General features: G+C 61.6%; 20 protein-coding genes. 14 read left to right on the top strand and 6 right to left on the bottom strand.

What is annotated here, in order from left to right; translation table 11 throughout:
• Positions 1 to 15 precede the first annotated feature (15 nt).
• Complete coding sequence (locus BX592_RS22130) at positions 16 to 1,329, top strand: AMP-binding protein (RefSeq protein WP_243849667.1); 1,314 nt, start codon at positions 16 to 18, stop codon at positions 1,327 to 1,329.
• 144 nt (positions 1,330 to 1,473) lie between these two features.
• Positions 1,474 to 2,850 carry an NAD-dependent succinate-semialdehyde dehydrogenase gene (locus BX592_RS22125; protein ID WP_134194524.1) on the top strand — a complete coding sequence of 459 codons (1,377 nt, stop codon included), beginning with the start codon at positions 1,474 to 1,476 and terminating at the stop codon, positions 2,848 to 2,850.
• 99 nt (positions 2,851 to 2,949) lie between these two features.
• Here BX592_RS22125 and BX592_RS22120 read toward each other — a convergent pair whose 3' ends face one another.
• A complete protein-coding gene (locus tag BX592_RS22120) occupies positions 2,950 to 4,581 on the bottom strand; it encodes a hypothetical protein (protein ID WP_134194523.1) in 1,632 nt (543 codons plus the stop codon).
• A 562-nt stretch (positions 4,582 to 5,143) separates the two neighbouring features.
• Between BX592_RS22120 and BX592_RS22115 the strand changes: the two genes are divergently transcribed.
• The 6 genes from BX592_RS22115 (at position 5,144) to BX592_RS22090 (ending at position 10,253) form a co-directional block, all read left to right on the top strand.
• Positions 5,144 to 6,469, top strand: a complete 1,326-nt coding sequence (locus tag BX592_RS22115; protein ID WP_134194521.1) for an epoxide hydrolase family protein — start codon at positions 5,144 to 5,146, stop codon at positions 6,467 to 6,469.
• Between the two features lie 188 nt (positions 6,470 to 6,657).
• Positions 6,658 to 7,407, top strand: a complete 750-nt coding sequence (locus BX592_RS22110; protein ID WP_134194519.1) for an SDR family oxidoreductase — start codon at positions 6,658 to 6,660, stop codon at positions 7,405 to 7,407.
• A 162-nt stretch (positions 7,408 to 7,569) separates the two neighbouring features.
• Positions 7,570 to 8,142, top strand: a complete 573-nt coding sequence (locus BX592_RS22105) for a YbhB/YbcL family Raf kinase inhibitor-like protein (RefSeq protein ID WP_134194517.1) — start codon at positions 7,570 to 7,572, stop codon at positions 8,140 to 8,142.
• Positions 8,143 to 8,432: 290 nt separating this feature from the next.
• On the top strand, positions 8,433 to 9,176 hold the full coding sequence (locus tag BX592_RS22100) for an SDR family NAD(P)-dependent oxidoreductase (protein ID WP_134194515.1): 744 nt from the start codon (positions 8,433 to 8,435) through the stop codon (positions 9,174 to 9,176).
• 139 nt (positions 9,177 to 9,315) lie between these two features.
• Entirely contained in the window at positions 9,316 to 9,735 is a 420-nt protein-coding gene (locus BX592_RS22095) for a PPC domain-containing DNA-binding protein (protein WP_134194513.1), read from the top strand.
• Between the two features lie 113 nt (positions 9,736 to 9,848).
• Complete coding sequence (locus BX592_RS22090) at positions 9,849 to 10,253, top strand: hypothetical protein (RefSeq protein WP_134194511.1); 405 nt, start codon at positions 9,849 to 9,851, stop codon at positions 10,251 to 10,253.
• A 57-nt stretch (positions 10,254 to 10,310) separates the two neighbouring features.
• Here the strand turns inward: BX592_RS22090 and BX592_RS22085 are convergent, their stop codons facing one another.
• Together BX592_RS22085 and BX592_RS22075 are read right to left on the bottom strand one after the other, a co-directional pair.
• A complete protein-coding gene (locus tag BX592_RS22085) occupies positions 10,311 to 10,820 on the bottom strand; it encodes a hypothetical protein (RefSeq protein WP_134194509.1) in 510 nt (169 codons plus the stop codon).
• Positions 10,821 to 11,349: 529 nt separating this feature from the next.
• Positions 11,350 to 14,085, bottom strand: coding sequence for an MGH1-like glycoside hydrolase domain-containing protein (locus BX592_RS22075; protein ID WP_134194505.1), 2,736 nt, complete (start codon positions 14,083 to 14,085; stop codon positions 11,350 to 11,352).
• Between the two features lie 334 nt (positions 14,086 to 14,419).
• Here BX592_RS22075 and BX592_RS22070 point away from each other — a divergent pair, with 334 nt between their 5' ends.
• The 5 genes from BX592_RS22070 to BX592_RS22055 all read left to right on the top strand — a co-directional run bounded on the left by BX592_RS22070 (position 14,420) and on the right by BX592_RS22055 (position 18,229).
• Positions 14,420 to 14,998, top strand: coding sequence for an NnrU family protein (locus tag BX592_RS22070; protein ID WP_134194503.1), 579 nt, complete (start codon positions 14,420 to 14,422; stop codon positions 14,996 to 14,998).
• A gap of 62 nt (positions 14,999 to 15,060) precedes the next feature.
• On the top strand, positions 15,061 to 16,014 hold the full coding sequence (locus BX592_RS22065) for a BMP family ABC transporter substrate-binding protein (RefSeq protein ID WP_243849666.1): 954 nt from the start codon (positions 15,061 to 15,063) through the stop codon (positions 16,012 to 16,014).
• 48 nt (positions 16,015 to 16,062) lie between these two features.
• Positions 16,063 to 17,406 (top strand): sensor histidine kinase, encoded by a 1,344-nt coding sequence (locus BX592_RS22060; protein ID WP_134194501.1) that lies wholly within the window; start codon positions 16,063 to 16,065, stop codon positions 17,404 to 17,406.
• Positions 17,407 to 17,527: 121 nt separating this feature from the next.
• Entirely contained in the window at positions 17,528 to 17,692 is a 165-nt protein-coding gene (locus BX592_RS33940) for a hypothetical protein (RefSeq protein ID WP_166676421.1), read from the top strand.
• 213 nt (positions 17,693 to 17,905) lie between these two features.
• Positions 17,906 to 18,229, top strand: coding sequence for an H-NS family nucleoid-associated regulatory protein (locus tag BX592_RS22055; RefSeq protein WP_134194499.1), 324 nt, complete (start codon positions 17,906 to 17,908; stop codon positions 18,227 to 18,229).
• Positions 18,230 to 18,254: 25 nt separating this feature from the next.
• Here the strand turns inward: BX592_RS22055 and BX592_RS34535 are convergent, their stop codons facing one another.
• Positions 18,255 to 19,352 carry a chalcone isomerase family protein gene (locus BX592_RS34535; RefSeq protein ID WP_243849665.1) on the bottom strand — a complete coding sequence of 366 codons (1,098 nt, stop codon included), beginning with the start codon at positions 19,350 to 19,352 and terminating at the stop codon, positions 18,255 to 18,257.
• Positions 19,353 to 19,612: 260 nt separating this feature from the next.
• On the opposite strand from BX592_RS34535, the gene BX592_RS22045 reads away from it, so the two are divergent.
• Positions 19,613 to 20,758: a porin gene (locus tag BX592_RS22045; protein ID WP_134194497.1), complete on the top strand. Its 1,146-nt coding sequence runs from the start codon at positions 19,613 to 19,615 to the stop codon at positions 20,756 to 20,758.
• A 53-nt stretch (positions 20,759 to 20,811) separates the two neighbouring features.
• Here the strand turns inward: BX592_RS22045 and BX592_RS22040 are convergent, their stop codons facing one another.
• Together BX592_RS22040 and BX592_RS22035 are read right to left on the bottom strand one after the other, a co-directional pair.
• Positions 20,812 to 22,542: a hypothetical protein gene (locus BX592_RS22040; RefSeq protein WP_243849664.1), complete on the bottom strand. Its 1,731-nt coding sequence runs from the start codon at positions 22,540 to 22,542 to the stop codon at positions 20,812 to 20,814.
• A 415-nt stretch (positions 22,543 to 22,957) separates the two neighbouring features.
• The gene (locus tag BX592_RS22035; RefSeq protein WP_134194495.1) at positions 22,958 to 24,721 is read right to left on the bottom strand and encodes an MOSC and FAD-binding oxidoreductase domain-containing protein; all 1,764 of its coding nucleotides are present in this window, start codon (positions 24,719 to 24,721) and stop codon (positions 22,958 to 22,960) included.
• Positions 24,722 to 25,343 lie beyond the last annotated feature (622 nt).

Raw genomic sequence — 25,343 nt, 5'->3', positions numbered from 1 at the left:
CGTCCACGACGCGTTGTGCTGGTTCCCGCCGGAGGGGTCTTAATGGCATTTGATCTGCTCGAGTCGCGCAACAACCGTCGGGTGGTGCTGCGTGGCAACGAACGAGCGATTACCCGCGGCGAACTCAGAAGTGCGTCGCGCCGGGCCGCCTATTTTTTGCGTGAGCTTGGAATTGCGCGAGGCGATATCGTGGCCGTGTGGCTGCCGGACGGCGGCGTGTGGCTGCAATTGTTCTTTGCGCTCGCGCAACTGGGGGCATTGATGGTGCCCGTCAGTTCGCAACTCACGCTGGACGACGCGATGCAGATGGTAAAGACCGCGAAAGCCCGCGTGCTCGTGGTGCCGCAAACGCTCGCCGGGTTTGACTACATCGCAGCCGCGGCCGATATCAAGGCGGCATGCGTCACGGTGCAGCACGTCGTGGAAGTGGCGCAGTTCGACGCGTTTGAATGGAGTGAAGTCAGGCGGTATCCGCGATGGGATGGCCAACGCACGGACCTGCTGTGCACGTTCAGCACTTTTGGATCGACCGGTACGCCGAAGCTCGCGGTCCATACCGCAGGCGGCATCGCGACGCATGCGCGCAACGTCGGGCAAGTCAATGCGATGCGGGAAGACGACGTGGTGCTGTGCACGCTCCCTCTTTGTAGCGTTTTGGGGTTCGTGCAGGTCATCGCGGCGCTCGCGTCCGGAGCGTCGTGTGTGCTGATGCCGACCTTCGACGCCACGGCGGCGGCGGCGATCGAACGACACCGCGTCACGCATTTCTTTGGCACGGACAAGATGATGGACCGGGTGCTGAATACGGGCGCTTTTTCGCTCGCCACATGGCGCCGCGGCGCATTCCTCGAATATGCGAGCCTCGGGCCGCGTGTGATCGCGCAAGCGTGGGAAGCGTGGCGGTTGCGCCTGACTACGTTGTATGGAACCCCCGAATGCCTCGCGATGACAGCGATGCGCGATCCAGCGAACAACCTGCGGCAGCGCGCGATGCCGGGGGGCACGCCGGTCTCGTCCGCGATTGCTTTTCGAATCGTCGATCCGGAAAGCGGTGCGATCGTGCGCGATGGGCAGCAGGGTGAGTTGCAGTTGCGCGGCTATAGCGTGATGGCCGGCTATCTGCATAACCCGAAAGCCACGTCGGCGGTGTTCACGGCGGACGGCTGGTTTAGAACCGGCGATCTGGCAGTCGCCGATCACGGCACGTTCCACTATCTCGCGACGCTGGAGGGCACGGTGCGATGGTGTCCTTTGCTGGAAGGGGCGGCGGAGCACGAATTTCCACTGCGCACGCGCGGCGACGTCGTTTCGATTGTTCCAGATTCGTGAAAAAACGATTTCGTTAGAATCCCCGACAGTTCCTTGAAAATTCTCAAGACTGCTCATAATATTCTACCGAAATCGATTTCGTCACGCCCGGACCGATGGCATCATCCCCAACCCAAAGATGGATTGACTTTCAAGGAGTAGACCATGAGCTTTCGAACCATCAATCCGGCTACAGGAAAAGTAGTCGAGGAATTTCCGCTGCAATCCGACGAACAGGTCTTCGCCGCGCTGGCGACCGCTCATCAGCGCTATCAGGAAGACTGGAAGAACAGGCCGGTGGCCGAGCGCGCGCGAATCGTCGGTCGCGCCGCGCAAATCCTGCGCGAGAAGCGGGACGAATACGCGACCTATCCGACGCTCGAGATGGGTAAGGTGATTGGCCAGAGCTATGCGGAGGTCGATCTCGTTGCCGATATCCTCGACTACTACGCGACCAACGGTGAGAAATTTCTCGCGCCGCAGCCGTTGCCTGGAGAACCCGGCGCAATGGTGGTCGCTGAGCCGATCGGCGTCATTCTTGCGATCGAGCCGTGGAATTTTCCGTACTACCAGCTGGCCCGCGTGGCTGCGACACAGCTAGTCGCCGGCAACGTCGTGTTGATGAAGCATGCTGAAAACGTACCGCAATGTGCGCTCGCGTTTGCAAGGCTGTTCGATGAGGCGGGCGCGCCGGAAGGCGTTTATACCAATCTCTTTTGCAGCATCGAACAGATCGGCAAGCTGGTCGAAGATTTCCGCGTGCGTGGCGTTGCGCTCACCGGCAGCGAGAGAGCAGGTGCTTCGGTCGCCGAGCGTGCCGGGCGCAATCTGAAGAAAGTGATCCTCGAACTGGGCGGTAGCGATCCCGCTCTGATTCTGGAAGGCGCGTCTCTCGAACTCGCGGTCGAGCAGGTTGTGATGGGGCGCACGTTCAACTCGGGGCAGGGGTGCGTGAACATCAAGCGCGTGATCGTGGTGGGCAAGGAGCGCGGCGAGAAGATGCTGGCCGCGTTGAAGCTGCGGTTTGCGGCGCTCAAGGTAGGCGATCCCAATGACGAGACTTCGGCGCTCGGCCCGATTTCCAGCGAACGCGCGCTCGACGGGTTGCTCAAGCAGATCGGGGACGCGAAGGCTGCGGGCGCAACGATCGTTCATGGCGGCAAGCGTATCGACCGCGCGGGGTTCTATCTGGAACCGACGATCATCACGAATATCACGCGCGACAATCCGCTTTATGAGCAGGAGGCCTTTGGTCCGGTGCTGTCGTTCTATATCGTGAATAGCGAGGAGGACGCGATCAAGCTGGCCAATGACAGCAAGTATGGCCTCGGCGCGTTTGTCTTCGACACGGATATCGGACACGCGAAGCAGGTTGCGTCGCGGATCGATGCAGGGATGGTGTACATCAATTCGTGCTTTGCCGACTCACCGGGATTGCCTTTTGGCGGCGTGAAGAACTCGGGATTCGGGCGCGAACTGTCCGAACTCGGCATTGGCGAGTTTATCAACCGGAAGCTGGTGCGCGTCGCCCACGCGGCTTGAGATCACGGCGGCAACCGGCGGGCTATTTCGTCCGGCAACGCAGCGCGGCGAACGCCAATGGCGGTCGTGCGGCGTTGGCGGCGTCAACGGACGGGGCGGTTAGCCTTCCGGTCGCGCTCGCACCGCTGCTGCTGCGCCGGCCGCCGCCGGCGCCGCGACTTGCGGCGTTTCCGGCTTGACCTGCGCGCGCGCCGGGAAGATCACGTCGACCAGCCGATCGACGAAATAAAAGAACTTGTCCGATGCGTAGCCCGCGATAAATGCTACCGCCAGCGGCGAAATATTCTTGCCGCCCTGCACGAGGTCGCTGAAAAGCCCGATCGCAATGCCGACAATGACCGCGCATGTGATGTGCGCCCGGTTCGCAACCTTCGAATACTCAGGGTGGAACGTGCTTGTTTCGGTCTCGATCCTGATCTTGCGCAGGATCGCCGCCGACGCGCCGAGCCACGCATAGAGCACCGGCAAAATGAAACCGGTGACCGCGCCCACCAGCGACAGAACAATCTCGCGACCGTACATCGCCATCGCGCGAATGTCCTGGTACGCGGCGATTTTCTGGAAGCCTTCGTCAACGACGTTTTCGGGCGCGAGCGTTTCATCCTTGTCATTCGTGACACGGTCGGCGTCCATGATCGGGATCTTGATTTCCAGATTCGCGCGCACCTGTCTGTTCGAGCAGATCCAGTTGACCACGTGCGGCGCGGACGCGCCCGGCGGATGCTCGGCTTGCGCGAGCGCGGAATTCCATGTAGCCGCGGGCGGGCAGTGCGGCTCCGTATACGGATTCGTCACGGGCAGAAACAGCGCATTGCCGATGCCCCGTGTGCGCGTCACATCGTTGTACAACTGGCGGTTGTTGGTCGCGAATTCCTGCAGCAGATGTTTGATCTGGATCGCGGGTTGCGAATTGCTGAGTTGCCGCAGGTCGCCCGATGCTTTCTGATGGGCGGCGATCACGATCTCTTCCGTATCCTGCGCCCGGTTGTGCGCTTGTGACGCGGAGCCTGCCACTTTGCGAATTTCGCGCTCTTCGGTCTGCCGCATTTCAATGATGTTCGCTTGATAACTCAACAACTGATTGTGCAACGCCATCGCTGAAGAGTCGTTAATCGTGACGATTCTCTGCACATCGTCGGAAATCTGGTTCACCGCGAAAAGCAGGCACGATAGCCCGACCACGAGAATCGTCAGGAAGATTGCAGTGAGCGTATAGATCCTGATCGCCCGCCGTGCGCCATGATAGGCGTTCTTGCCGGCGGTGGCGGCAGCGACCGGCTGCACGCCCTTCGAGATGCGGTTCAGCGCCGCGTAGTATTCGGCCTCGATCGGCGTGTTCCACGCGCGCTCGATGCGTGCGACGCGCGCGCGCGTCAGCGCCTCGATATCCTGGCTCGCGAGCGGTAGACCGGTCAGCGACGCGTGTGACAGCAGTTCGTCGCTCGATTTCATATCTTTGAACACCTGGTAGCTCGGGTAATGCACCGATTTTTCGATGCGGCCGATCGCGTCGTAGAAGCCGGTTTCCCAAGCGTCGCTCCACACGCGGCGATCGACGACGCCCGTTGCGGCCCGAATGATCGCGATATCGGCACTTTCGAGCTTGATGCCGTCGTCCCCCGCGGCTTCGACCATCGCTTCGGCGCGCGCGAGATCGGCCGCGAGTCGTTTGCGCTCGCGCCGGCCTCGACGTTGATTGATCTCCGCGCTGTCGTGCTGAACATCGCTCATCGCATTCTCCCGCCGTGATTTTCGTACGCTTGCATGCTTCTCCTTGCTGATGCTGCGCGGAGCTCACGCTACTGAATCACGATGAAATCCTTCGCTTGCGCCGACCTCACTCGCGCGGCGGCTTCATAGCCATTGGCGCGAAGGTGAGTTCAGCCCGAGTCGAATTGGAAAACGCTGAGGGATCCAATTCGTTCCTCGCTTTTCGTCGTAGTTATATGCAAGTAAACGATAGGTGCCTCGAAAAAAAGAACGTCGCGGCGTTAATCGTTATGTGCGCTGACGCACATTGGTAAAACGAATGCGTGGGACTCCGCGCAAGTGCGCCGAAGCGAACGCCCTTCACACCGAATTGGCCGGCCCAGCGTCAGGCATCCTTCACAAAATGTTAGCTATCTTCACGATGGTGCCTGTCGCGCCGTTCGCGCGAAGGGGCGGCTTTGTTCCGTCGACGTACAAGTGTTGTGCTCCTGCTGGTATTTACGCGAAACGCGTGCATACACACAATCTGGGCGTCACTTACTGTGGACACCGATTCACAGTCAACGAATGCACAGGAGCCCGTATGTCGAACCATCCCCTTCCCGAAGCCCCGTCGCGCCGTCGCTTTCTTGGCGTTGCGACTGCTGCGATCGCCGCGAGTGCGTTAAGCCAGCTCGCTTTTGCGGACACCACTCAATCGATCACTGAAGTGGCAACCGCTGCAGGTGGCGATAAAACCGCGATTCGTCCGCTCCATGTGCGCGTGCCGGAATCACAACTTGCCGATTTGCGTCGGCGCATCAAGGCGACGCGCTGGCCGGAGCGCGAAACCGTCACCGATGTGACCCAGGGCGTGCAACTGGCGACGATGCAGAATCTCGCGCGCTACTGGAGTACCGACTACAACTGGCGCAAGGTCGAAGCGAGACTGAACGCGCTGCCGCAGTTCGTCACCGAGATCGATGGGCTCGACATCCATTTCATCCATGTCCGTTCGAAGCATGAAAACGCGTTGCCGATCATCGTCACGCACGGTTGGCCCGGCTCGATCATCGAACAATTGAAGATCATCGACCCGCTGACCAATCCGACCGCACATGGCGGCACTGCATCGGACGCGTTCGACGTGGTCATTCCATCGCTGCCGGGCTATGGATTCTCAGGCAAGCCCACCGCGACCGGCTGGGATCCGCAGCGTATTGCCCGCGCATGGGTCGTGCTGATGAAGCGCCTCGGTTATACGCGCTATGTCGCGCAAGGCGGCGATTGGGGTAACGCGGTGACCGAGCAGATGGCGCTGCTCACGCCGCCTGGATTGCTCGCGATTCATACGAATATGCCAGCGACCGTGCCGGACAACATTGCCCAGGCGCTGAAGTATGGCAATCCGCCGCCTGCCGATCTGTCGCCGGACGAGCGTCACGCGTTCGATCAGCTCGACTTTTTCTACAAGCACGGCCTCGGCTACGCGCAGGAAATGGCGAATCGCCCGCAAACCTTGTATGGAATCGAAGATTCGCCGATCGGCCTCGCCGCGTGGATGATCGACCACGATGCGACAAGCGAGGCGCTGATTGCACGTGTCTTTGATGGGCAGACCGAAGGGCTGACGCGCGACGATATTCTCGACAACATCACGCTGTATTGGCTGACAAATACGGGGGTCTCGTCGGCGCGACTGTATTGGGAAAACAAGCTCAATTTTTTTGCGCCGAAGCACGTCGCCATTCCGGTCGCAGTCAGCGTGTTTCCCGATGAGATCTATGCGGCGCCACGCAGTTGGACCGAAAAGGCCTATCCGAAGCTGATTCACTACAACCGCCTGCCGAAAGGCGGGCACTTTGCGGCATGGGAGCAGCCGCAGACGTTCACCGAGGAGGTCCGCGTCAGTTTCAGGCCACTGCGGTGACAGCAGCGACGCGAACAAGCGAGACCGTCGCGCACCTTGCGTTTACCTTTTTCCCGCCTATTCTGAAGACGCTGCAGTCCGTGTCGCGGACCTGTCCCGCTGGTCCGCGAATGCATGGTTCGTTCGCGTTCCCATCTGCATACGAGCCCCTTCGAGGGGCTCGTGTCGTCAGCAAGCGAGGCCAGATCATGAAAATCGTCGTTATCGGCGGCACGGGCCTGATCGGCTCGAAGACCGTTCCCATTCTCCGCGAGGCGGGCCATGAGGTAGTCGCCGCATCGCTGAAAAGCGGCGTGAATGTGCTGACCGGCGAGGGGCTTCAGCAGGCGATGGCCGGCGCGCAAGTGGTGGTCGACCTCGCGAATTCGCCTTCGTTTGAAGACAAGGCGGTGCTGGAATTCTTCGAGACGGCTGGCCGCCATGTGCTCGCGGCGGAGTCCGCGGCCGGGGTTCGGCATCACGTCGCGCTGTCGATCGTCGGAATCGAGCGGACACCCGAGAACGGCTACTTTCGTGCCAAGGTCGCGCAGGAGAAGCTGATTGAGAAAGCGGGCATTCCGTACACCATCGTCCGTTCGACCCAGTTCTTCGAATTCCTCGGCGGCATCGCCGATTCCGCCGTCGCAGGAAACGCGATCAGGATCTCACCGGGGCTGTTCCAGCCGATTGCCTCCGACGACGTTGCCGCGTTTGTCGCGGACGCCGCGCTGGCGGCGCCGAAAAACGGCATCGTCGAGATCGCCGGGCCCGAACGGGCGCCGTTCAATGAAATCGTTGCGCGCTATCTGAAGGCGGCTGGCGATTCGCGTGAAGTGGTGCGTGACCCGGAGGCCAGGTACTTCGGTGGGAAGGTCGATGATCAATCGCTCGTGCCGTTGGGCGACGCGCGTCTTGGCCGAATCGGTTTCGAAGAATGGTTCCGCCGTTCACGGGCGTGAGCGCGATCACGCGTTGCTGCCCGGTCCCGCGATTTTCGCGTGCGACGATCGCGTTGCCTGAAAGACAACGCGATGATTCATCGATGCGCCTTCCGGAGCGCTTCGTTGAAAGATAGGGTGCCGATCGACGCACCCTTTTCTTTCAATGCAACGGAGCGACTCATGCGATTGGCTCACCCTCTGCAAACGGCCGTCCGCTTCCCGACCCTTCTCTTGATGATCCCGACGCTGGCGCTCGCCGAGCCGTTCACCGTCAAGGTCGACAATCTGGACCACGGACGTTTTTCAAACGAGCAGGTGTATGGCGGATTCGGATGTCACGGCGACAACGTGTCGCCTCGTATTGCGTGGAGCCACGTTCCACCCGGCGCAAAAAGCCTTGTCGTGACGATCAACGACCCTGATGCGCCGACTGACGGACTCGGCTGGACGCATTGGGAAGTCGTCAACATTCCGGCGTCGCAAGCGTCGCTGGAAAAGGGCGCTTCGGGAAATCCGGCGTTGCTGCCTGCAGGTGCGATCGAGACCTTGACGGACTTCGGCGAATCGAAATATGGCGGCCCATGCCCGCCTCAAGGAACATCGCACCGCTACGTCGTGACGGTATCCGCGCTCGATGTCGCACATATCGACGTGAAGAAAGCGTCCAGTTCCGCGCTCGTCGCGTACCAGATGAGCGGAAAGGTGATCGCGCGAGCCCGGTATGTCGCGAAGTACCGCCGCGCATCCGACTAAAGTGCACAAGCGCATCCGCGCGCGCCGATTGTGCCAATTGTGCCGATTGCGCCGGGCGGCTTCGTCCCGTTCCCGCCGGCATCCGCTGATGCGACCGTCTGCCACAAGTCGAACTGACTGCCGATGCAGTCGTTCGGATCCGGTCTATCTGACTTCTTCAGACGCCAGGCATTTGAAAATTCAGCATTTCCAGTCTGGCTTGATTCTTGTGTAGTGCGTTTCGCTGCGACGCCCGATGCAATCACTGATGGCTGCTCCGGCAATCACGAATCCACACACAAAGGAAGACTATGTTTGACGAGTTCGAAAATCGCGTTGCTGTCGTGACCGGCGCAAGTTCCGGTATCGGCCTCGAAAGCACCCGTCGTTTGCTGGACCACGGCGCACGGGTTCTGGCCATGAGCCGCACGATCGGCGGGTTGAATCACTTGCAGTCGCGGTATGGCAACCGGCTCACATGGATCGCCGGCGACGTCACTCGCGATGCGGACCTGCGCGCGCTGTCCAGAATGGTTGCGCAAATGGGCCCGGTTCATTTCCTATTGCCCAATGCGGGCATTGCGCAATTGGCGAAAGGAACGGAAACAGCCGCGCTTGAGCGCCAATGGGCAGTGAACACGGCGGGCGCATTAAACACGCTGTCGATACTTCAGCCTCAATTGGCAAAGCCGGCGTCCGTTGTCTTTATCGGCACCTTTCTGTCACAGGCGACATTCCCCGGACTGGCCGCGTATATCGCGTCCAAGACTGCACTGAAGACCTATGCAAGAACGCTGGCGGTCGAACTGGCAGCTGAGGACATCAGGATCAACATCGTGTCGCCAGGGCCGACCGCCACGCCGATCTGGTCCTCTTTGGGGTTGCCGCAGGAACAGTTGTCGGAAGTCGCGGCAGGGGTGACCCAGCGGCTGCTGACCGGCCGTTTCCTCGAGCCCGCGGCGATCGCGGACACAATTGTGTTTCTATTGTCGAATGCGGCGCGTGGCGTGTATGGTCAGGATCTGATCGTCGATAACGGGTATACGTTGCAGTAGGTTCGGACGCGCGTCAGGCGGCATCGTGCGGCCGCCGATCGTCTGCGGCTTGCCGGCATCCGGGTTCGGACCTAACCTGCGCACTTGCTTACGCGGTTTCCGAATCTGCAATCTCGACCCTCGAACCCTGCTGCTGATTATGCAAGCCTATCCAATGCGCCTTTCCCCCGGCGACGATTTGCGCGCCGCTATCGAAGACGTGCTGCATCGACGCGCGTGGCCCGCAGCCTTTGTGATCCAGGGGATCGGAAGTCTGAGCGTCGCGCAGTTGAGATTCGCCGGCGCCGATGCTCCCACGGAAATAGCGGGCGACCTCGAAATCGTGACGCTGGCCGGTTCGTTATCCGCCGATGGTGCGCATCTGCATATGTCTGTGGCCGACGCGCGAGGCCAGGTCTGCGGTGGCCATGTGGCGCGCGGATGCAAGGTGCGCACGACCGCCGAGCTGCTGATCGCGCTGCTTCCCGGCTACCGCTTCTCGCGGATACTTGACCCGCATACGGGCTTTATGGAACTGGCGATCGGCAGTGAGCCCGAGCCGCGGCCGCGACCGGATTGAACCGCGCGCGTGATCGCGCTGCATGACGATACCTGCCATGGGTCTGTTTGTTGGACCCATTGCGCAACTTGCCACTACAATCCGGACTTCGATCCGACAAGCACGATTGCGCCATGAAATTTCTTCTTGCATCGACACTCGCGGCAGTCATTGGGGCCGCTAGCACGGCGGCCCTCGCCCAAACATCTGGCGGCGGCGACGCTTCGCAACTGCCATGCGACATCGGGTATGTGACCGGCGTCGGCGGATCGGTGGAGAGTCTGCGTGAATATCAAGCCACCCCCGAGCGCGACAAGTATCGCTACGTGACCGACCACGACATTCAATGCCAGGTTTCCGATGAAGGGCGTGCGACCGCGTGCACCGGAGTCACCAGGCTGAGTCACGAGAAGGTCAGCGTGTACGACACGATCGACAGCAAGACGATGTCCGTCGTCGCGCGTATCGAGCTCGAACACGGGCAAACCTACCCGGTGATTATCGCTGTATCGAGACAGGATTTGCGGTGCGAGCAGTGATCGCTGACAACTCATGCAAACAAGGTTGAATGACAGCGGCGCGACTCGATCGTCGCGTTATCTCGGCTTCGCGTAACTGCTCTCGATCCACTCCGCCGCGCTGCGGGCCGACAGCTTGAAGGTCGGCGCGACGCGTAGTCTCGCGAGCGATTCACCGGATGCATTCTCGGCGGCGAGCACCGCGTGCGGGTCGTCTTCGTCGGGCACGATGTCGAGCGTGACGCTGATACGGTCATTCGCCGTGTCGACCCATACCTGTTTGTGAAGCTGAGCATGCAATTGCTGTTCGTGACGGCGCAGTACCTCGGATGCCGTTTTGACAAGCGTGTTGAATGCGGACACGTCGAGCGGCTTAGGGTTCTTCTTGTCGCGACCCATGGTCCAGGGCCCGACGAGTGCGGGTTCCGCCTCGCCGTCTTTGGTCATCTCGACGGCCCAGCCGTCGTCATCTTCGTTCTTGATCACGCGGCAAGTCCATCCGTTGTCGCGCCAGAGGCGGTCTTCATGAATGACGTCGGTGTCCAGCGTGTTTTCAGTGCCAGGTGCGGAGTCGGGGAAGGTGCTCATGCGGTAATGAGTGAACAGTAAAGGGCTGGGCTGTTGAAGGGATGCGCTATCGACCCGCTATTTTACGCGCTCACAAAGCTCGCCTGCGCACGACGTGCGCACATCGGTAATAGAACGCGCCGGGTCGGTGCGCTGCCTCAGCGTCCGCGTTGGAAATGCAGTTGGAATGGACCGGAATATTCGGAGCACGCGATGACCCTTCGGTATCCCATCATCTATGTTCGCGGCTACGCAATGACCGAGCGGGAGCGTAATGAGACGGCTGCCGATCCGTTTTGCGGATTTAACGTCGGTTCCACGCTCTACCGCGCGGTTACCGACAAGGCGTCGACGCCGGCGACGTCCGCATGGTTCACTGAAGCGAGGAGATCGAGTTGCCACGGCAGACTCTACGTTGGCGCCTTGCGACGTCGACGGCCGGAATCCACGAACGCGCGGCCCTCGCGATTGAACGGCGGGAAGCCGGCGACTGCCGCCGAATGGCGTGAGTCGCCGGAAAAGACCGGTTAGTTCGGCAGAAACGCATCGGCTACTTTGCCTGAGCCGGCTCCCGGCTCGATTGCTCCCGGCCCATCTGCGCCATCACATGCGCGCGGTCCATTTCGAGCACCTCCTGCGCGCTGATCCGCCCGAACAGATCGATCATCGGCGCGATCAGCCCCGTCCATCCGGTCTGATGACTGGCGCCGAGGCCCGCGCCGTTGTCGCCGTGAAAGTACTCGTAGAACAGGATCAGGTCGCGCCAGTGCGGATCGTTCTGGAATTTTTCCGTACCGCCATAAACCGGCCGACGTCCGTTCGCATCGCGCAGGAACGTGCCGCTCAGGCGGCGCACGAGTTCCTGCGCGACTTCGAAGAGCGTCATCTGTTGCCCGGAACCGGTCGGGCATTCGACCTTGAAGTCATTGCCGTAAAAGCTGTACAGATTGATCAGCGCGCGCACGATCAGCAGATTGACCGGCATCCACACCGGTCCGCGCCAGTTCGAGTTGCCGCCGAACATGCCGGTGTTCGATTCGGCTGGCAGATACTGCACCGTGTACGTGTGTCCGGCGACGTCGATCGCGTACGGGTGCTTCTGATGAAACAGCGACAGCGAGCGAATTCCGTGCGGCCCGAGGAATTCGTTTTCGTCGAGCATGTAGCGAAGCACGCGTACGAGCTTGCGTTTGTTCAGAACCGACAGCAGCCGGCGCCCGTTGTAACCGATGAAACTGCCATCGGTCGGTGCGACCTGTTCGATCAGTTCGGGGTAGCGCTTGCGGAACTGCGCGATCAACTCCATCAGCTTCGGGTAACGCGTGATGGACGGCGCTTCGAACACCGTTGATGCGCACAGCGGCAGCAGCCCGACCAATGACCTGATTCGCAGGCGTGTCGTGCGTCCGTCCGGCAGCCGCAGCAGGTCGTAAAAGAAGCCGTCCTGCTCATCCCACATCTCGTCCTGATGTTCGCCACGCCGATCCATCGCATAGGCGATCCACATGAAATGCTGGACGAACTTGAACGCGACCTCTTCATACATCGGATCGTATTCGATCAGATTGACCGCCATTTCCAGCATGCACTGGCAGTAAAACGCCATCCATGCGGTGCCGTCCGCCTGCTCGAGCGATCCGCCGGTCGGCAACGGTGCGCTGCGGTCGAACACGCCAATGTTGTCGAGGCCCAGAAAGCCGCCGGCAAACACATTGCGGCCCGATGGGTCCTTGCGATTGACCCACCAGTTGAAATTCAGCATCAACCCCTGAAACGAGCGCTCGAGAAAACGCGGGTCGGCGCGTCCCAATTCTCTTTCGTACTTGTACAGCCAGAGTGTCGCGGCCGCGTGCACGGGAGGGTTCACATCGCTGAAGTTCCACTCGTACGCGGGAAGCTGGCCGCTCGGATGCACATACAGACTGCGCAGCATCAGCAGCAACTGTTCCTTCGCGAAGTCGAAGTCGACCAGCGCCAGTGCGACCGTATGAAACGCGAGGTCCCACGCCGCATACCACGGGTATTCCCATTTGTCGGGCATCGAAATGATGTCCGCGTTCAGCATATGAAACCATTCGGCGTTGCGCACATTGCCGCGGGACATGTCGAGCAACGGGTGGCTGCCGTGCTCGCGCAGCCATAGTTCGAGATCGAAGTAGTAGTATTGCTTGCCCCACAGCATGCCGGCGAGCGCCTGCCGATGCACGCGGCGCTGATCGTCGGTGAGTGAATTGGGCGTGATGCGCCGATAGAACGCATCGGCTTGCGCGACGCGCTGATCGAAGATCTTGTCGAAGCCGCCGAATGCGTTATCCAGCCTCTCCGACGCAAGGCGCAAACGGATCGTCGCGACGCCGCCCGCGGGCACCTCCCGCATGTAATGGGCGGCGGCCTTGGTGCCGGTTTCCGCCGGGTTCACGGCGTTGCGCTGTCCCGAAATCAGGTACGCGTGAAAGGCATCCTTGACGTACGGTGACGCGTTTGGTTGATTCCACAGACGCTGCGTATTGGTTTCATTTTCGGTGAAGAGCATCTCCGGTGCATCTTCGCAATGAAGCCAGTACTCACCCAACTGATCGTGCACCGCATGGATCGCGGTACCCGCTTTGCTCAGCGACGGCTTGCGATGGTCTTCTCCCCATGACCACGTATTGCGGAACCAAAGTGTGGGCAACACATGCAGCGTCGCCGCTTGCGGCCCGCGGTTGTACACGCAAACGCGCACGAGCATGTCGTCCGGCGTCTCCTTCGCGTATTCGACGAACACATCGAAATAGCGGTCGTCGTCGAACGCGCCGGTGTCGAGCAATTCGTACTCCATGTCGTCGCGCGAGCGTTTCCGGTTGGTCGCGACAAGATCCTCGTACGGGAATTCCCGCTGCGGGTACTTGTAGAGAAATTTCATGTACGAATGCGTCGGCGTGCTGTCGACGTAGAAGTAATACTCCTTCACGTCCTCGCCATGATTGCCCTCGCTGTTGGTCAGGCCAAACAGCCGCTCTTTCAGAATCGCGTCCCGACCGTTCCAGAGCGCGAACGCAAAGCACAGCCGCTGCTGGTCGTCGCAGAGTCCGCCGAGGCCGTCTTCGCCCCAGCGGTACGCACGCGAGCGGGAATGATCATGGGGCAGATAGTTCCACGCGTCGCCGTTGTCGCTGTAGTCTTCGCGGACGGTGCCCCACTGTCGTTCGCTCAGGTACGGCCCCCACTTCTTCCACGGCACGTGTGCATCGCGCGACTCGTTCAGGCGCGCTTGTTCCGCAATGTCGACGGTGACTGGGCACATGCATTCCTCCGTATCGGCTGAATGAATTCGACCTCGACGAGACGCGCGAATGCGCAGCTCAGTGGGCGTATATCGTGCGAGATTCCGGCAACGGCGATCGATCGGTATGGGTGGCGTTTTCGCGCGGTTTAATGTGCCGCGCATAGAGGCAAGCAGAAGGAGTGAGCGCTGATCTCTACACAATGTAGGTGCCGGTGGCGGGCAACGCAATGACGCAGCGCGGGGCGCTGCCGTGCCTGAATCGGTCGCGATCAGCCGGGCGCAGCCTTGGCACAGGCCGCGCCATGAGAGACAATCGCGGCGACTTGCCGGCATCTGACACGAGGAGCGATACATGGCGGTATTGATCTTGGGGTTGGTGATCTTCCTGGGTGCGCATTCGGTCCGGATCTTCGCGGAAGGGTGGCGCGATGCGCAAATCGCGCGGCTCGGTGAAAAAGGCTGGAAAGGCGCCTATTCGATTGCATCCATCGTCGGGCTGGTGCTGATCATCTGGGGCTACGGGATCGCGCGGCGCGTCCCTGTCCCGCTGTGGGCGCCGCCGGTCTGGGCGCCGCATGTCACTGCTTTGCTCACGCTCGTCGCCTTTATCCTGTTTCCGGCCGCGCAAATGCGGGGCACGCGCTTGAAGTCCGTGGTCAAGCATCCAATGGTGATCGGCGTCGCGCTCTGGGCGCTCGGGCATTTGCTGGCCAACGGCACGATGAATGCGGTCGTGCTGTTCGGCGCATTCCTCGTGTGGGCGGTGTTCGATTTCGCCGCCGCGCGCCGGCGAGATCGCGCCGCGCAAGTCGTGTATCCGGCCGGCACGCTTTCAGGCGACCTGAAGGCGATCGTCGCGGGTGTGATCGCGTGGATCGTATTTGCGTTCTTTCTTCATGGGTGGCTGATCGGCGTGAAGCCGCTGGGGTAACGCGAACGCGCGCCGAAACGCGGTGTGCATCGAGTGGCGCCGATACGGTCGGGGGCAACGATATGAGCATCGACTATCGAACGCGCAAGCACGGTCAGCCGACGCCGTGTCAACTGTCGCGCCGGCGGGCGATGCGCGCGTCAGCCGGGCTCGCAATGCTTGGCGCGTTGGCTGCGCGCACCCACGCCGCCGGGCCATTGGGCCCCGCGGCGAAAGCCGCGTTCGCCGTCGTGCTGTTTATCCCGTACGACGTGGATGATCTGAGCTTCAGCGAAGCCGCCTATCGCGGATGCCTCGCGCTTCAGCGCGACGGATATCGGATCGACGTTGTCAGCAATGCCGATCAGATGAATCAGAAGCAGATGCTGGCGAGCATCGATCGGTACCATGCGGCAGGCGTGCGCGGTTTCATCCTGGCGGGCGCCGAACTCAGCGCCGCGACAGCGGCCGCCGCCGCCCGTTACCCGCGCGCCTTTTTCGCCACCGTGTCCGGCACCGCGCGCGGGCCCAACATCGTCGACTATTGTCTCGACTGCCGGCCGCTGGGCGGCGCGCTTGCCGGAGCGGTCGCCGCGCGCGAGTCGAAGACGAAGATCGTCGGTTTTGTCGGCGGCGTCGAGGCGGTCGACGGCGGCGAGGCGAATCGCTTCAGGCAAGCGGTGCTCGACGCACAGCCCGGCGCGACGGTGCTGATCGACTGGACCGGCGACTGGAGCGCCCGCAAGCTCGCGGCGCAACTCACCGAGCGTCAGATCCGCCTGGGCGCCGACATCGTGGTCGCCGACGCAAACGACGCGGTGATTGCCGCCGCTTCAACCCATCGGCAGGTCAGGGCGATCGGCTGGATGGTGGACGCATCGCGCCGTTACCGCAATGTCGTCGCCAGCGTGGTGGTCGATACTGGCGTGATTTACCGGCGCTTTGTCGACGCTGCCGCCGCAGGACGCTTCGCGGGCGGCGACTATGTGGTCACGGAATCGGACAACGTATGGCAAATCGTCTGGCCGCGCCGCTAGCGGCAGCGCCAGCGCCAGCGCCTCGACAACGGGTACGGAGCCTACTGCATGAAATCGCTGAAGAGCCGAATCATCGGCACCTTGATCGTGCTGTTCGCCGTCGTCGGCGTGGTCGATGCGTGCGTGTCGTACTGGCTGTCGATGCGGCACATCGACCAGTTGCTCGACGTGCACCTGCAGGGCGCGGCCGTCTGGCTGGCCGCCGGCAAGGTGGGCACGATCGGCACGCACGGTCCGCCGCAGCATTCGATCGACGGTTTTGTCGGGCAGATTTGGGAGCCGGGGCGCGCGACACCGACGGACAATACCGACTCGGAAGTGATCTTCAACCGGAACGCGCCGAGCGGCTTCTCGGTCGAGATCATCAACGGTCACCGGTACCGGCTCTACACGCTCAGAAAAGACGCCGACAATCTGACGTATCAGGTCGGCCAGCCCGTCGCGTTTCGCGAGCAGACGGCCGGGCGCGCGGCGCTGGAAAGTCTGATGCCGACGTTTTTCCTGATCCTGCTGGTCTGGATTGCGATCCCGCTGGTCGTCAATGCGGCCTTCGCGTCGCTCGAGCGCGCGAGTTCGGACGCGGAAGCGGTCGGCATCAGCCGGCTGACGCCGCTCGATATTTCGCATGTGCCCGCGGAGGTGAGACCGTTCGCCGATTCGATCAACCGGATGATCGCGCGGCTGCAGGTCGGCATCGACGGTGAGAAGCGCTTTATCGCCGACGCGGCGCACGAACTGCGCACGCCGATCGCCGCTTTGCAACTGCGTATCGACAACCTGGAAAACGCATCCGACGCGACCGCGCGCGGCGAGCGGCTACACGAATTGCGCGAAGCGATCGTTCGCACCGCGACGATGATCCGACAGCTTCTCGAACTCGCGCGCGCGGACGCGCAGCACGATCCCGGCGCGGCGGCCGATACGGTCGACGTGCGCCAGATGGTGCAGACACTGGTTGCCGATCTGCTGCCGGTCGCGGACGCGCGCTCGATCGACCTCGGTGTCAAACGCTTTGAAACCGCGCATGTCAACGCGCACGCGGGCGAGTTGCGGATGGCGGCGCGCAATCTGATCGAAAATGCGCTGCGCTACACGCCTGCCGGTGGCTGCGTGGATATCGACGTATTCGAGGACGCGACCGGCGCGGTGATCCGCGTGACCGATACCGGGCCGGGCATTCCGGAGGACGCGCTGGGCCGCGTATTCGACCGGTTCTTCCGGTTAAATTCGGAAACGGTGGAAGGCAGCGGTCTGGGGTTATCGATCGTCAAGTCAGTGGTGGCCAAGCATGGCGGGTCGATATCGCTGGAAAACCGGCGCGATGGCCAAAGCGGTTTGATCGCGACCGTCGTTTTGCCGTCGCGCGCATCGGCCACCGCCGACATCGGCTAGCGCGGTCATCCGGAGCGTTTCACCGGTCACAACAGGTAACACGTGTAAGTGCGTGGGAAACCTGGCGGCGCACCTCACGCACTAGACTGGAATTGTCTTGATTAATTGGCGGGACAAGCCGATGACACGTCTATTGATTACCCTCGCTCTGATTGGCGGCCTGTGTGGTTGCGTAGTGGCGCCGCCGTATGGCTATGCGCCGGCGCCGGCCTATTACGGTTATCCGGCTTATTACTACGGACCGCCGGTGAGCGTTGGAATTGGCGGAAGCTTTCATATCCGTTAACGCGAAGCACACGAAGCCGCGGCTTGATGCCGCGGCTTTTCGCTTTATCGGCGCAACAGGCGGGACTGGTATTCCAAATGCAATAGTGTTTTTTGCGGCCGCGACTCGACGCCGGCGTTCGCAATACGGATACTTCCTCCATCGAATCAGCAGTGAGCGCCGCAAAATAATGGCGCGAAACCTGAACCAGACAAAAACCCGGAGGGATTTAAAATGGACGAGAGAAAACGCGAAAGCATGATTGCCTATCTGCGTCGTCGGATGGCGAAAGTCGGAATGAAGGCCGCCGACGTTGCCGCCGCCCTTGCGGAAGACAGACTCCGCCAGAAATCGGTGCGTTACCGGAATGCATTCGGCGACACGTGGGACGGCAAAGGCAATATGCCGCAATGGTTGCAGCAGGCGACCAGCGCGGGCCAATCGCTCGAGCATTTCGCTATCGCAGCGCCGGTCAAGCCGGCCGACAAGCGCCGTCCGGCGGTCGACTGGAGCAAGGACCCGTTCGCCGGGTCGCGTCTTGCGACGCTTGCGCCGTAAGTAATCTCGCGCGCAGAAACGCGGCTTAGCTGCTGCCGCCGAGAAGTTTCGCCCTCAGCGTTTTGGCCCGCGTAGCAGGATCGAACCAGATATTGAAGAAAGCCTTCGCGAAGTCGGTATCTTCGATTGTCGCGGTCGGCGCCCCGTTCGCGAAGAACCGCACGCCGGTGCCCGGCAGGAACACGCCGCATAGCCAGTCGCCCGGCGCGACGTCGACAAAAGCTTTCAGCATGTCATCGCGCCAGCGCGCAATGAGCGAATCCGGCAATGGCTTCGGCGCGAGGCGCTTCATCTCGTTGAGCCCGAGCGTGGCGAGCCGTTCACGCGTTGCGGAGGTGGTGTAAGTCAGTTGCAGCGCGAAATGCGTGTCGTAGTTCACCGGCAGCCGCGAACCCCAAAGCTGCGCGTCATACAAATGAAGGCCGAGAAACCGGTACTCGCCCGCCCCAGACAGTTGCGCAGCGGGAATCTCGGCGCGGCAATCCTGAGCGGCCGACGCGGACTGCGGCAACGCCGCACACAGGCCCGCAGCTAATGCGACTGCAAACGCGATGCGCCTGCTGGCCGCGCCAAATGACAGGCGACGCGACATGTCAGTGCTCACTGGGTCGGTTCTTCGCACGCCGCCGGAAAAAAAGGCGGCGCCAGCTGTATTCCAGTCAATCGATTTCACTATCTGTTGGTTCCGTATCAGGGCCTGCGTCGCGCGCGACCTCGTGTCGAGGCCCGCGAAAATAGGCGACTGCAGCGGCTGAAAGCTTGGCATAGGCGCCGCGCCCGACGGGTTAACCCGGCGCGGGCGCACGGCGCGCAGACTCGAATGCAGGATTTTAACCGCTAGCCCGCAGTTCCTCTTACAGGAATATTCCTTTGACACTGTCGTGACGCTGACAGGAGTTTCAGGGTCACCGGGACTACGAAGTTTCTCAGTGTCGTCAAGGATGGGAAATCCGTCGGCCTGACCATGAAATGGATCGGCGCGATAGGCATCGCGCGCGGACGGCCTGCCAGCAGCGACGACATCGAAAACGAAGCGACCTCTGAAAGCAATCGCTGAACGCCGTGCCTGCCGTGCACAGCGAAATCCCACATGTTGTTCAAACGAATCAAAGATCTCGTCCACATATTGATCAGCCCGGTCAGCTAATCGAGTGCTTACGGAAGCGGGATGCAAGCGGATCACGCGGAACGTGACTGCAACCTCCGTGCTCTATGCGTGCGCGATCAGGAAGCGGGATGACCCGTCGCATTGCGAATGCGGTGATGTCCTTAACGTGCCTAACGATCGCGATCCACCCCGCACTACGTTCACACCTTGTCGCGATCTTTCAGGATAGGTCGCGCAACCTGGTGAAATTCCATGTCCGTGCTTTCGGAGAGAAGATGAAGAAGATGACGGTGGGCCTCGCAGTGGCCGGTGCATTTGCCGGTCACGCGCATGCTCAAAGCAGTATCACGCTGTACGGGATCATCGATGAGGGGATTAGCTATACGAACAATCAGGCCGGCCATAGCACCTGGCAGCAGACCGACGGCGCGATCAATACCGCCCGCTTCGGCCTGCGCGGCAGCGAAGATCTCGGTGGCGGCCTTAACGCGATTTTCAGACTCGAGAACGGCTTTAATGCAAGCAACGGCACATTGCGCCAGGGCGGCCGCCTGTTTGGACGCCAAGCGTATGTCGGCCTCGGGTCGTCACACTACGGCACGCTGACGTTGGGCCGTCAATACGACAGCGTGGTCGATTACCTTGGACCGCTCGCGTTGACCGGTACGCAATACGGCGGCACGTTCTTCGCCCACCCATTCGATAACGACAACCTCGACAACGACTTCCGCATCAACAATTCGGTCAAGTATCAGAGCCCCGACATTCACGGTCTGCACCTCGGCGCGTTGTACGGCTTTTCGAACGCGGCGGGCGATTTCGCTAACAATCGCGCGTACAGTTTCGGCGGGTCTTACGCATTGGGTGGCGTGACGGTCTCGGCAGCGTATTTGCAGCTCAACCAGAATCTGACGTCCGCGGCGATTTCCAATACGAATGGCGCGGTCAATGGTGACGCGACGCTTTTCGCGGACCGGCAACGGACATGGGGCGCCGGCGTGGCGTACACATTCGGCCCTGTGACGACCAACTTCGTGTTTACGCAGACGCTGCTCGACAACGCATTCGGCATCTCAGCGGGTGAGTCGGGTCTGTCGAATGGCTTCGCGCTTAACGGCGGCAGTGTGCGCTTTAACAACTATGAAGTGAACGGCAGGTACACGCTCGGCACGCCTTGGACCATCGCCGCCGGCTACGTGCATACCGATGGCAGCCTCAATGCCGCGCATCCGCACTGGGATCAGGTCAACCTGCAACTCGCGTATCTGTTATCGGTGCGCACGCAGGTGTATGTGCAAACGGAATACCAGCACATCACGCAGGACGGGCTGGCGCTTGGCGCGATCATCAGCGGCTTGCCTGCTGCATCGACCACGCCGAACCAGGTTGCGGTGACTTTGGGCTTGCGTCACACGTTCTAAATTGCTGCATGGTCATGGCCACTCTCCGATAAAGAGAGTGGCCGTGTCCGATATCAGAACTGCGGCGCTGCGTTCCCGGTCGGGGCGAGGGACACGCCGCGCAGCACTTCACCGAAGCCTGCATTGCGCAGCGTGATGAAGCGTTCCTGACCCGCGCCGCGTGCGCTCGTGTTGCCGACGATGTCGCGGATCGCCACCAGCCGGTTCGGGTCGGCGCCAGTGTCGCCGTTGCCGCTGACGGTCGACGTGATGCCCCAGATCGTCACGGTGCCGTCGTTCGCGACGTGTCCGGTGATATTGCGCAGACCGTCGGTCGCAGGCGACCATGGCAATCCGGTCGCGGCGTTGTTGCCGTTCGGGTAGCCCGGCACCGTATAGGCAATCCCGAGGTTGAGCCCGTTTTGCAGCGTGTACGCAAGCTTCCATGTCTTCGCGCGCGCATCGAACACCCACTTCTGCAAGCCGGCTGCCGTTTGCGCGGCCGCGTGCGTATAGAGTGTCGCGTCGCTCGCGAAGCCATCGCCTTCGTCCGCGACGTAAAGCGTATTCGCGTCCGCAAACCAGATACCGAACGGGAACGCCTGGGTGGTCGCCATCTTGTTCGGCGTGGCCGGGAAACCTGCCAGCACGCACATGTTGCCCGGCAAACCGGTCGACTGCAGAGTCGCCGGGTCGACGTTCAGCGGCCTGGTCGGCAGTGTCGCGTGCGGCGACGGCAGGCCGATACCCGACGGGCAGGCCTTGCCGGTCGTATCGACGAAATAGACGGTATTCACGCCATTGCTGCCGCTACCTTTGGTCAGATAGACGACGTTGTTGAATACGGTCAACCCACGGAAGTTGTCATCCTTGCCAACCTTGTCGGCGGCCGCACCGAGTTGCGTGATCGAGAAGCTCGCAAGGGGCGTCGGTGTGCCCGGGTTCTGCTTCGTTTCCGGCTGATTCGCCGGGTCGATCAACTGCGCGCCCGCGCCGAGCACCACGCCGGTGGGTTGCGGATTCGATCCGTTGCCCGCATTGCCGGCCGTGTAGATCACGTGAGCGCCGTTGCTGTCGTTCAGGATCGCGCTGCGTCCGTTATTGCCGCTATACGCGTTGGTTTCGGTGAAAGTGAAATGGCCTTCGCGATCGACGCGGGCCACGGCACGGAAGAACTGCTCGCCGACCGGATCGGTCGCGTCGATTGCGCCCGGCGTGTTCGAGTTCGACGCGTCGATCGTATTGACGGGCGCGACGTAACCCATAAAGGTCAGAAACCGGCCATCGGTCGACAGATTCAATGCGAGCTCCGATTTCGAGCTGAAGCTCGTGACGAGCTGACCTTTCTGGCCCGCTCCGTTCAGGCTGTTCGGCACTTCGAGGGTCCGCACAAGGCCGCCGGCCGGCGTGATCTGGTCAAGGAAAATTCTCGACGTGACGCCGAAGCTCGGATCGCCGATCACGTTGTTCCATACGAACGGATACGCACCGTCGAACGCGGCGCCACTGGCGGGGCAGCCTGCCTGCGTGCTGGCGCAACCCGGTGGCAGAATTTCGCCGACCTGCACGTTGCTCGACAGGTTGTCATAGACGCTTCGGCTGACGACCAGCAGGGTTGGATCGAACGAACCGAACGCGGCGCTAGAGGCGACTACGTTCGCGCTGGCAGACGCTGCCGACTGGGTTTGCGCTTGCGTTTGTGCTTGCGCGGATGACCCTGCAAGCGCGAGTGCGACTGCGCAGAACGACAGGGCTGCCGCATGCGCGGCACGAACGGAAAGCGGGGGGCGAAGATAGCTTTGCATGAACTGACTCCGTGGATGCGAGGAAAAGGCTGTTCTGGCGAGCCGATGCACGGGCTCTGGGAAAGCCGATCGGGACGATGCGTTGGAGCGGGATGCGTGAGGCAGGCCGTGCTTCGAACCGGAGGCTTATGGCCGCAAGTCCGCGCACGCGGTAGCCGGCGAATCAAGCCGGCAAGGAAACCTCGTCGATCATGCAAAGCGTGTATGGCAACGAAAAGGCAGTCCGCTTACAGCGGATTAAGTTTGAGCTTGTTGAGCATCACTGATCGATCGTCAGCATTTTGTGATTCGAACGTCGATCGATTGATGCCTGGTAGAAGGTGTTTTGCAAGGTGCGGGTGTTCCGGTTCGCCGCGTCGAAAGACCCGGCTTGTTGCGGCCATTTGCGCGTGCTGCCTGGATCGAACGTCAAAGTTCAAAGGTCGATGACCACATCGTCGACAGGCTGCGAACAGCAAACCAGCAGATTACCGCCGGCAGGCAGGTCGAGCGGGTCGGGCCCGTAAGCGACGTTCCCCGACACCAGTCCGGTTTCACAGTTGTGGCACACGCCGGTGCGGCACGACCAGCGCACCGGCACATCGCACGCTTCGGCGAGCTCGAGGATGCTCGGATAGACCGCGGCGTTCCAGTGCGCGGCGATGCCGCTGCGCGCGAACGATACGAGCGGGCCGGTGTTCGCGTCATCCTTGGGTACATGCGGCGCGCGCGACGCAGCGCCGACAATGCCGGGCGTCATCGATTCGCCGCCGTTGAAGATTTCGGCGTAAATCTGTTCCGGCCGAGCGCCGAAAGCGGCAAGCGTTTCCTTGATCTCCGCCATGAAGCCGGTCGGCCCGCACATATAGAAATCGGCATTGCGCGGCACGCCCGCTTCGTCGAGCGCCGAACGCGACAGACGTCCCGTTGCGTCGAAATCGTCGCCGATCCGATCGCTTGAGTCCGGCCTGCTGTAACAGACATAGCTGCGGCCATGCGCCAGCGTATGCACGAGACGCGTCGCTTCGCGCGCAAACGCATGGTGTTGCCGATCACGCGTGCCGTGCAGCCACCAGACCTGGCGCGTCGAATTCGCGGCCGACAGTGCGTGCAGCATCGCGAGCACCGGGGTTGCGCCGATGCCGGCGCTAAGCAGCACCACCGGATGGTCGCCGTGCTGCAAGATGAAACTGCCGCGCGGCGCGCTGACCTCAAGCGTATCGCCGACGTGCACGTGCTTATGCAGAAACGTTCCCCCTGCGCCATTCGGTTCGAGCTTCACGCTGATCCGATAGCACTGCGTCGAAAGCGCGCCCGACAGCGAGTAACTGCGAAAGAACGTTGAGCCGTCCGTTGGCCGGCGCAGACGCAACACCACGTACTGACCGGGCAGCGCCATTTGCAGCGGCTGCGCGTCGGTGGCCGCAAGCGTGATTGACAGAACGTCCGCGGATTCCTGATCGATTGCCGTGACACTCAGCGGACGGAATCCAGGCGCCACCGGATGCGCGGCGGCGGCCGGCGCTAGCCCGGCATTGCCGTTCGTCGTGCCGCTTGCGTCGCCACGCAGCAGTGCGTCGAACGACCCGCGCCATCCGGGTGACAGCGCTTCGATGCGTAGCGCGCGTTCCAGCTGTTCGCGCGGATGATGCGGCGAATACAGAAGCGCGTTGATTTCAGCGACGGTCATGCGTTCTTGCGCTTCGCCGACCTTCACGATTTCGTCGCCGGCGGCAACGTCGCCCTCCTGCAGCACGCGGAGATAAAACCCCGGCCTGCCGCTCGAAGTCAGCAACGCGGGCATGCGCGGCTCGTTGGTTCGGATGCCGACGCGATAACAGGTAACGCGCGGTTGCGTGACTTCGAACAACGCGTCGCCAATCTTGAAGCGGTCGCCGATGCAGACATCGCTATCCGGCCAGCCTTCGATCGTGAAGTTCTCACCGAACTGCCCGTACGCGAAATCGCTTCGCTTCAGTTGCTGCTGCCAGTGTCGATACGATTCGATCTGATAGACGAATACCGCGCGCTGCTCGCCGCCGTGCCCGCCGAGATCGCCTTGACCGTCGCCGGCAAGGTTCAGTCGACTGGCGCGGCAGCGGCCCTGCACAGGGTTCTTCCAGATGCCGGTGTACACCGTGCGGCCTTTCCACTCGATGTTGCGGGGCAGTCCGACGTTCACGGAAAGCAGGCGGGCCATAGGGTCCTCCACGGGTGAGTGTGCTTGCTGTTATGTCAGCGCTTACGGCCGTTCGCGCAGCTGCGCGTTCAGCGCGATGCGTTGCCGCATGTAACCGGTGACTCCTATGCAACCGCGTGATAGATCATATGAACAGAAACCATGCGACCGGCACGTCAATGGCGAACAGGCGCGATCGCGACAGGCGACCGCGATCGCTTCGTTAGCAAACGGGATGATGCTTAGTGTCGCTGAATCCGTATGGTTTCGCATGTGCGTATGCAGTTGGCGACGGGCGTCATCACATTCTGGTCGTCAAGGGGCTGTGCGATCCTGATCCGTCGAGCCAGTTGCTGAAAGCGGATATATCATTCAAATGCCTTTGAGCCGGCGCCGATGCGGTGTGAATTGCGTACGCATCGGCGCAAATGCTCGGCACACACAGCGCCTGCGATGCCGATCAGGCGCGACGGAAAAGCCGCTCAGGCAAACTCCGCGAAATCGCTATGCCAGGTGAGGAGCGATACGGCTGATTTGCTCACAGCGCTAGTGCGTTGGTGGGACGTATCGCTGTGGTTCCTCGACGCTCTCCACGAACGGCGCCCACTCCGGGACGAAGTGGCGGGTTGGCAAACGATCAAAG

The sequence above is a fragment of the Paraburkholderia rhizosphaerae genome, assembly GCF_004366595.1.
Classification (GTDB): domain Bacteria; phylum Pseudomonadota; class Gammaproteobacteria; order Burkholderiales; family Burkholderiaceae; genus Paraburkholderia; species Paraburkholderia rhizosphaerae.
This window is presented reverse-complemented; position numbering and strand designations above follow the sequence as displayed.

What these genes read in the sequence shown, in the direction of transcription:
- BX592_RS22105 (WP_134194517.1), top strand. Translation starts at nt 7,570, where the DNA reads ATGCGATTGGCTCACCCTCTGCAAACGGCCGTCCGCTTCCCGACCCTT.
- BX592_RS22040 (WP_243849664.1), bottom strand. Translation starts at nt 22,542, where the DNA reads ATGCAAAGCTATCTTCGCCCCCCGCTTTCCGTTCGTGCCGCGCATGCG.
- BX592_RS22085 (WP_134194509.1), bottom strand. Translation starts at nt 10,820, where the DNA reads ATGAGCACCTTCCCCGACTCCGCACCTGGCACTGAAAACACGCTGGAC.
- BX592_RS22110 (WP_134194519.1), top strand. Translation starts at nt 6,658, where the DNA reads ATGAAAATCGTCGTTATCGGCGGCACGGGCCTGATCGGCTCGAAGACC.
- BX592_RS22070 (WP_134194503.1), top strand. Translation starts at nt 14,420, where the DNA reads ATGGCGGTATTGATCTTGGGGTTGGTGATCTTCCTGGGTGCGCATTCG.
- BX592_RS22075 (WP_134194505.1), bottom strand. Translation starts at nt 14,085, where the DNA reads ATGTGCCCAGTCACCGTCGACATTGCGGAACAAGCGCGCCTGAACGAG.
- BX592_RS22100 (WP_134194515.1), top strand. Translation starts at nt 8,433, where the DNA reads ATGTTTGACGAGTTCGAAAATCGCGTTGCTGTCGTGACCGGCGCAAGT.
- BX592_RS22035 (WP_134194495.1), bottom strand. Translation starts at nt 24,721, where the DNA reads ATGGCCCGCCTGCTTTCCGTGAACGTCGGACTGCCCCGCAACATCGAG.
- BX592_RS22120 (WP_134194523.1), bottom strand. Translation starts at nt 4,581, where the DNA reads ATGAGCGATGTTCAGCACGACAGCGCGGAGATCAATCAACGTCGAGGC.
- BX592_RS22115 (WP_134194521.1), top strand. Translation starts at nt 5,144, where the DNA reads ATGTCGAACCATCCCCTTCCCGAAGCCCCGTCGCGCCGTCGCTTTCTT.
- BX592_RS22125 (WP_134194524.1), top strand. Translation starts at nt 1,474, where the DNA reads ATGAGCTTTCGAACCATCAATCCGGCTACAGGAAAAGTAGTCGAGGAA.
- BX592_RS22045 (WP_134194497.1), top strand. Translation starts at nt 19,613, where the DNA reads ATGAAGAAGATGACGGTGGGCCTCGCAGTGGCCGGTGCATTTGCCGGT.
- BX592_RS22055 (WP_134194499.1), top strand. Translation starts at nt 17,906, where the DNA reads ATGGACGAGAGAAAACGCGAAAGCATGATTGCCTATCTGCGTCGTCGG.
- BX592_RS22090 (WP_134194511.1), top strand. Translation starts at nt 9,849, where the DNA reads ATGAAATTTCTTCTTGCATCGACACTCGCGGCAGTCATTGGGGCCGCT.
- BX592_RS22060 (WP_134194501.1), top strand. Translation starts at nt 16,063, where the DNA reads ATGAAATCGCTGAAGAGCCGAATCATCGGCACCTTGATCGTGCTGTTC.
- BX592_RS22065 (WP_243849666.1), top strand. Translation starts at nt 15,061, where the DNA reads ATGAGCATCGACTATCGAACGCGCAAGCACGGTCAGCCGACGCCGTGT.
- BX592_RS22095 (WP_134194513.1), top strand. Translation starts at nt 9,316, where the DNA reads ATGCAAGCCTATCCAATGCGCCTTTCCCCCGGCGACGATTTGCGCGCC.
- BX592_RS33940 (WP_166676421.1), top strand. Translation starts at nt 17,528, where the DNA reads ATGACACGTCTATTGATTACCCTCGCTCTGATTGGCGGCCTGTGTGGT.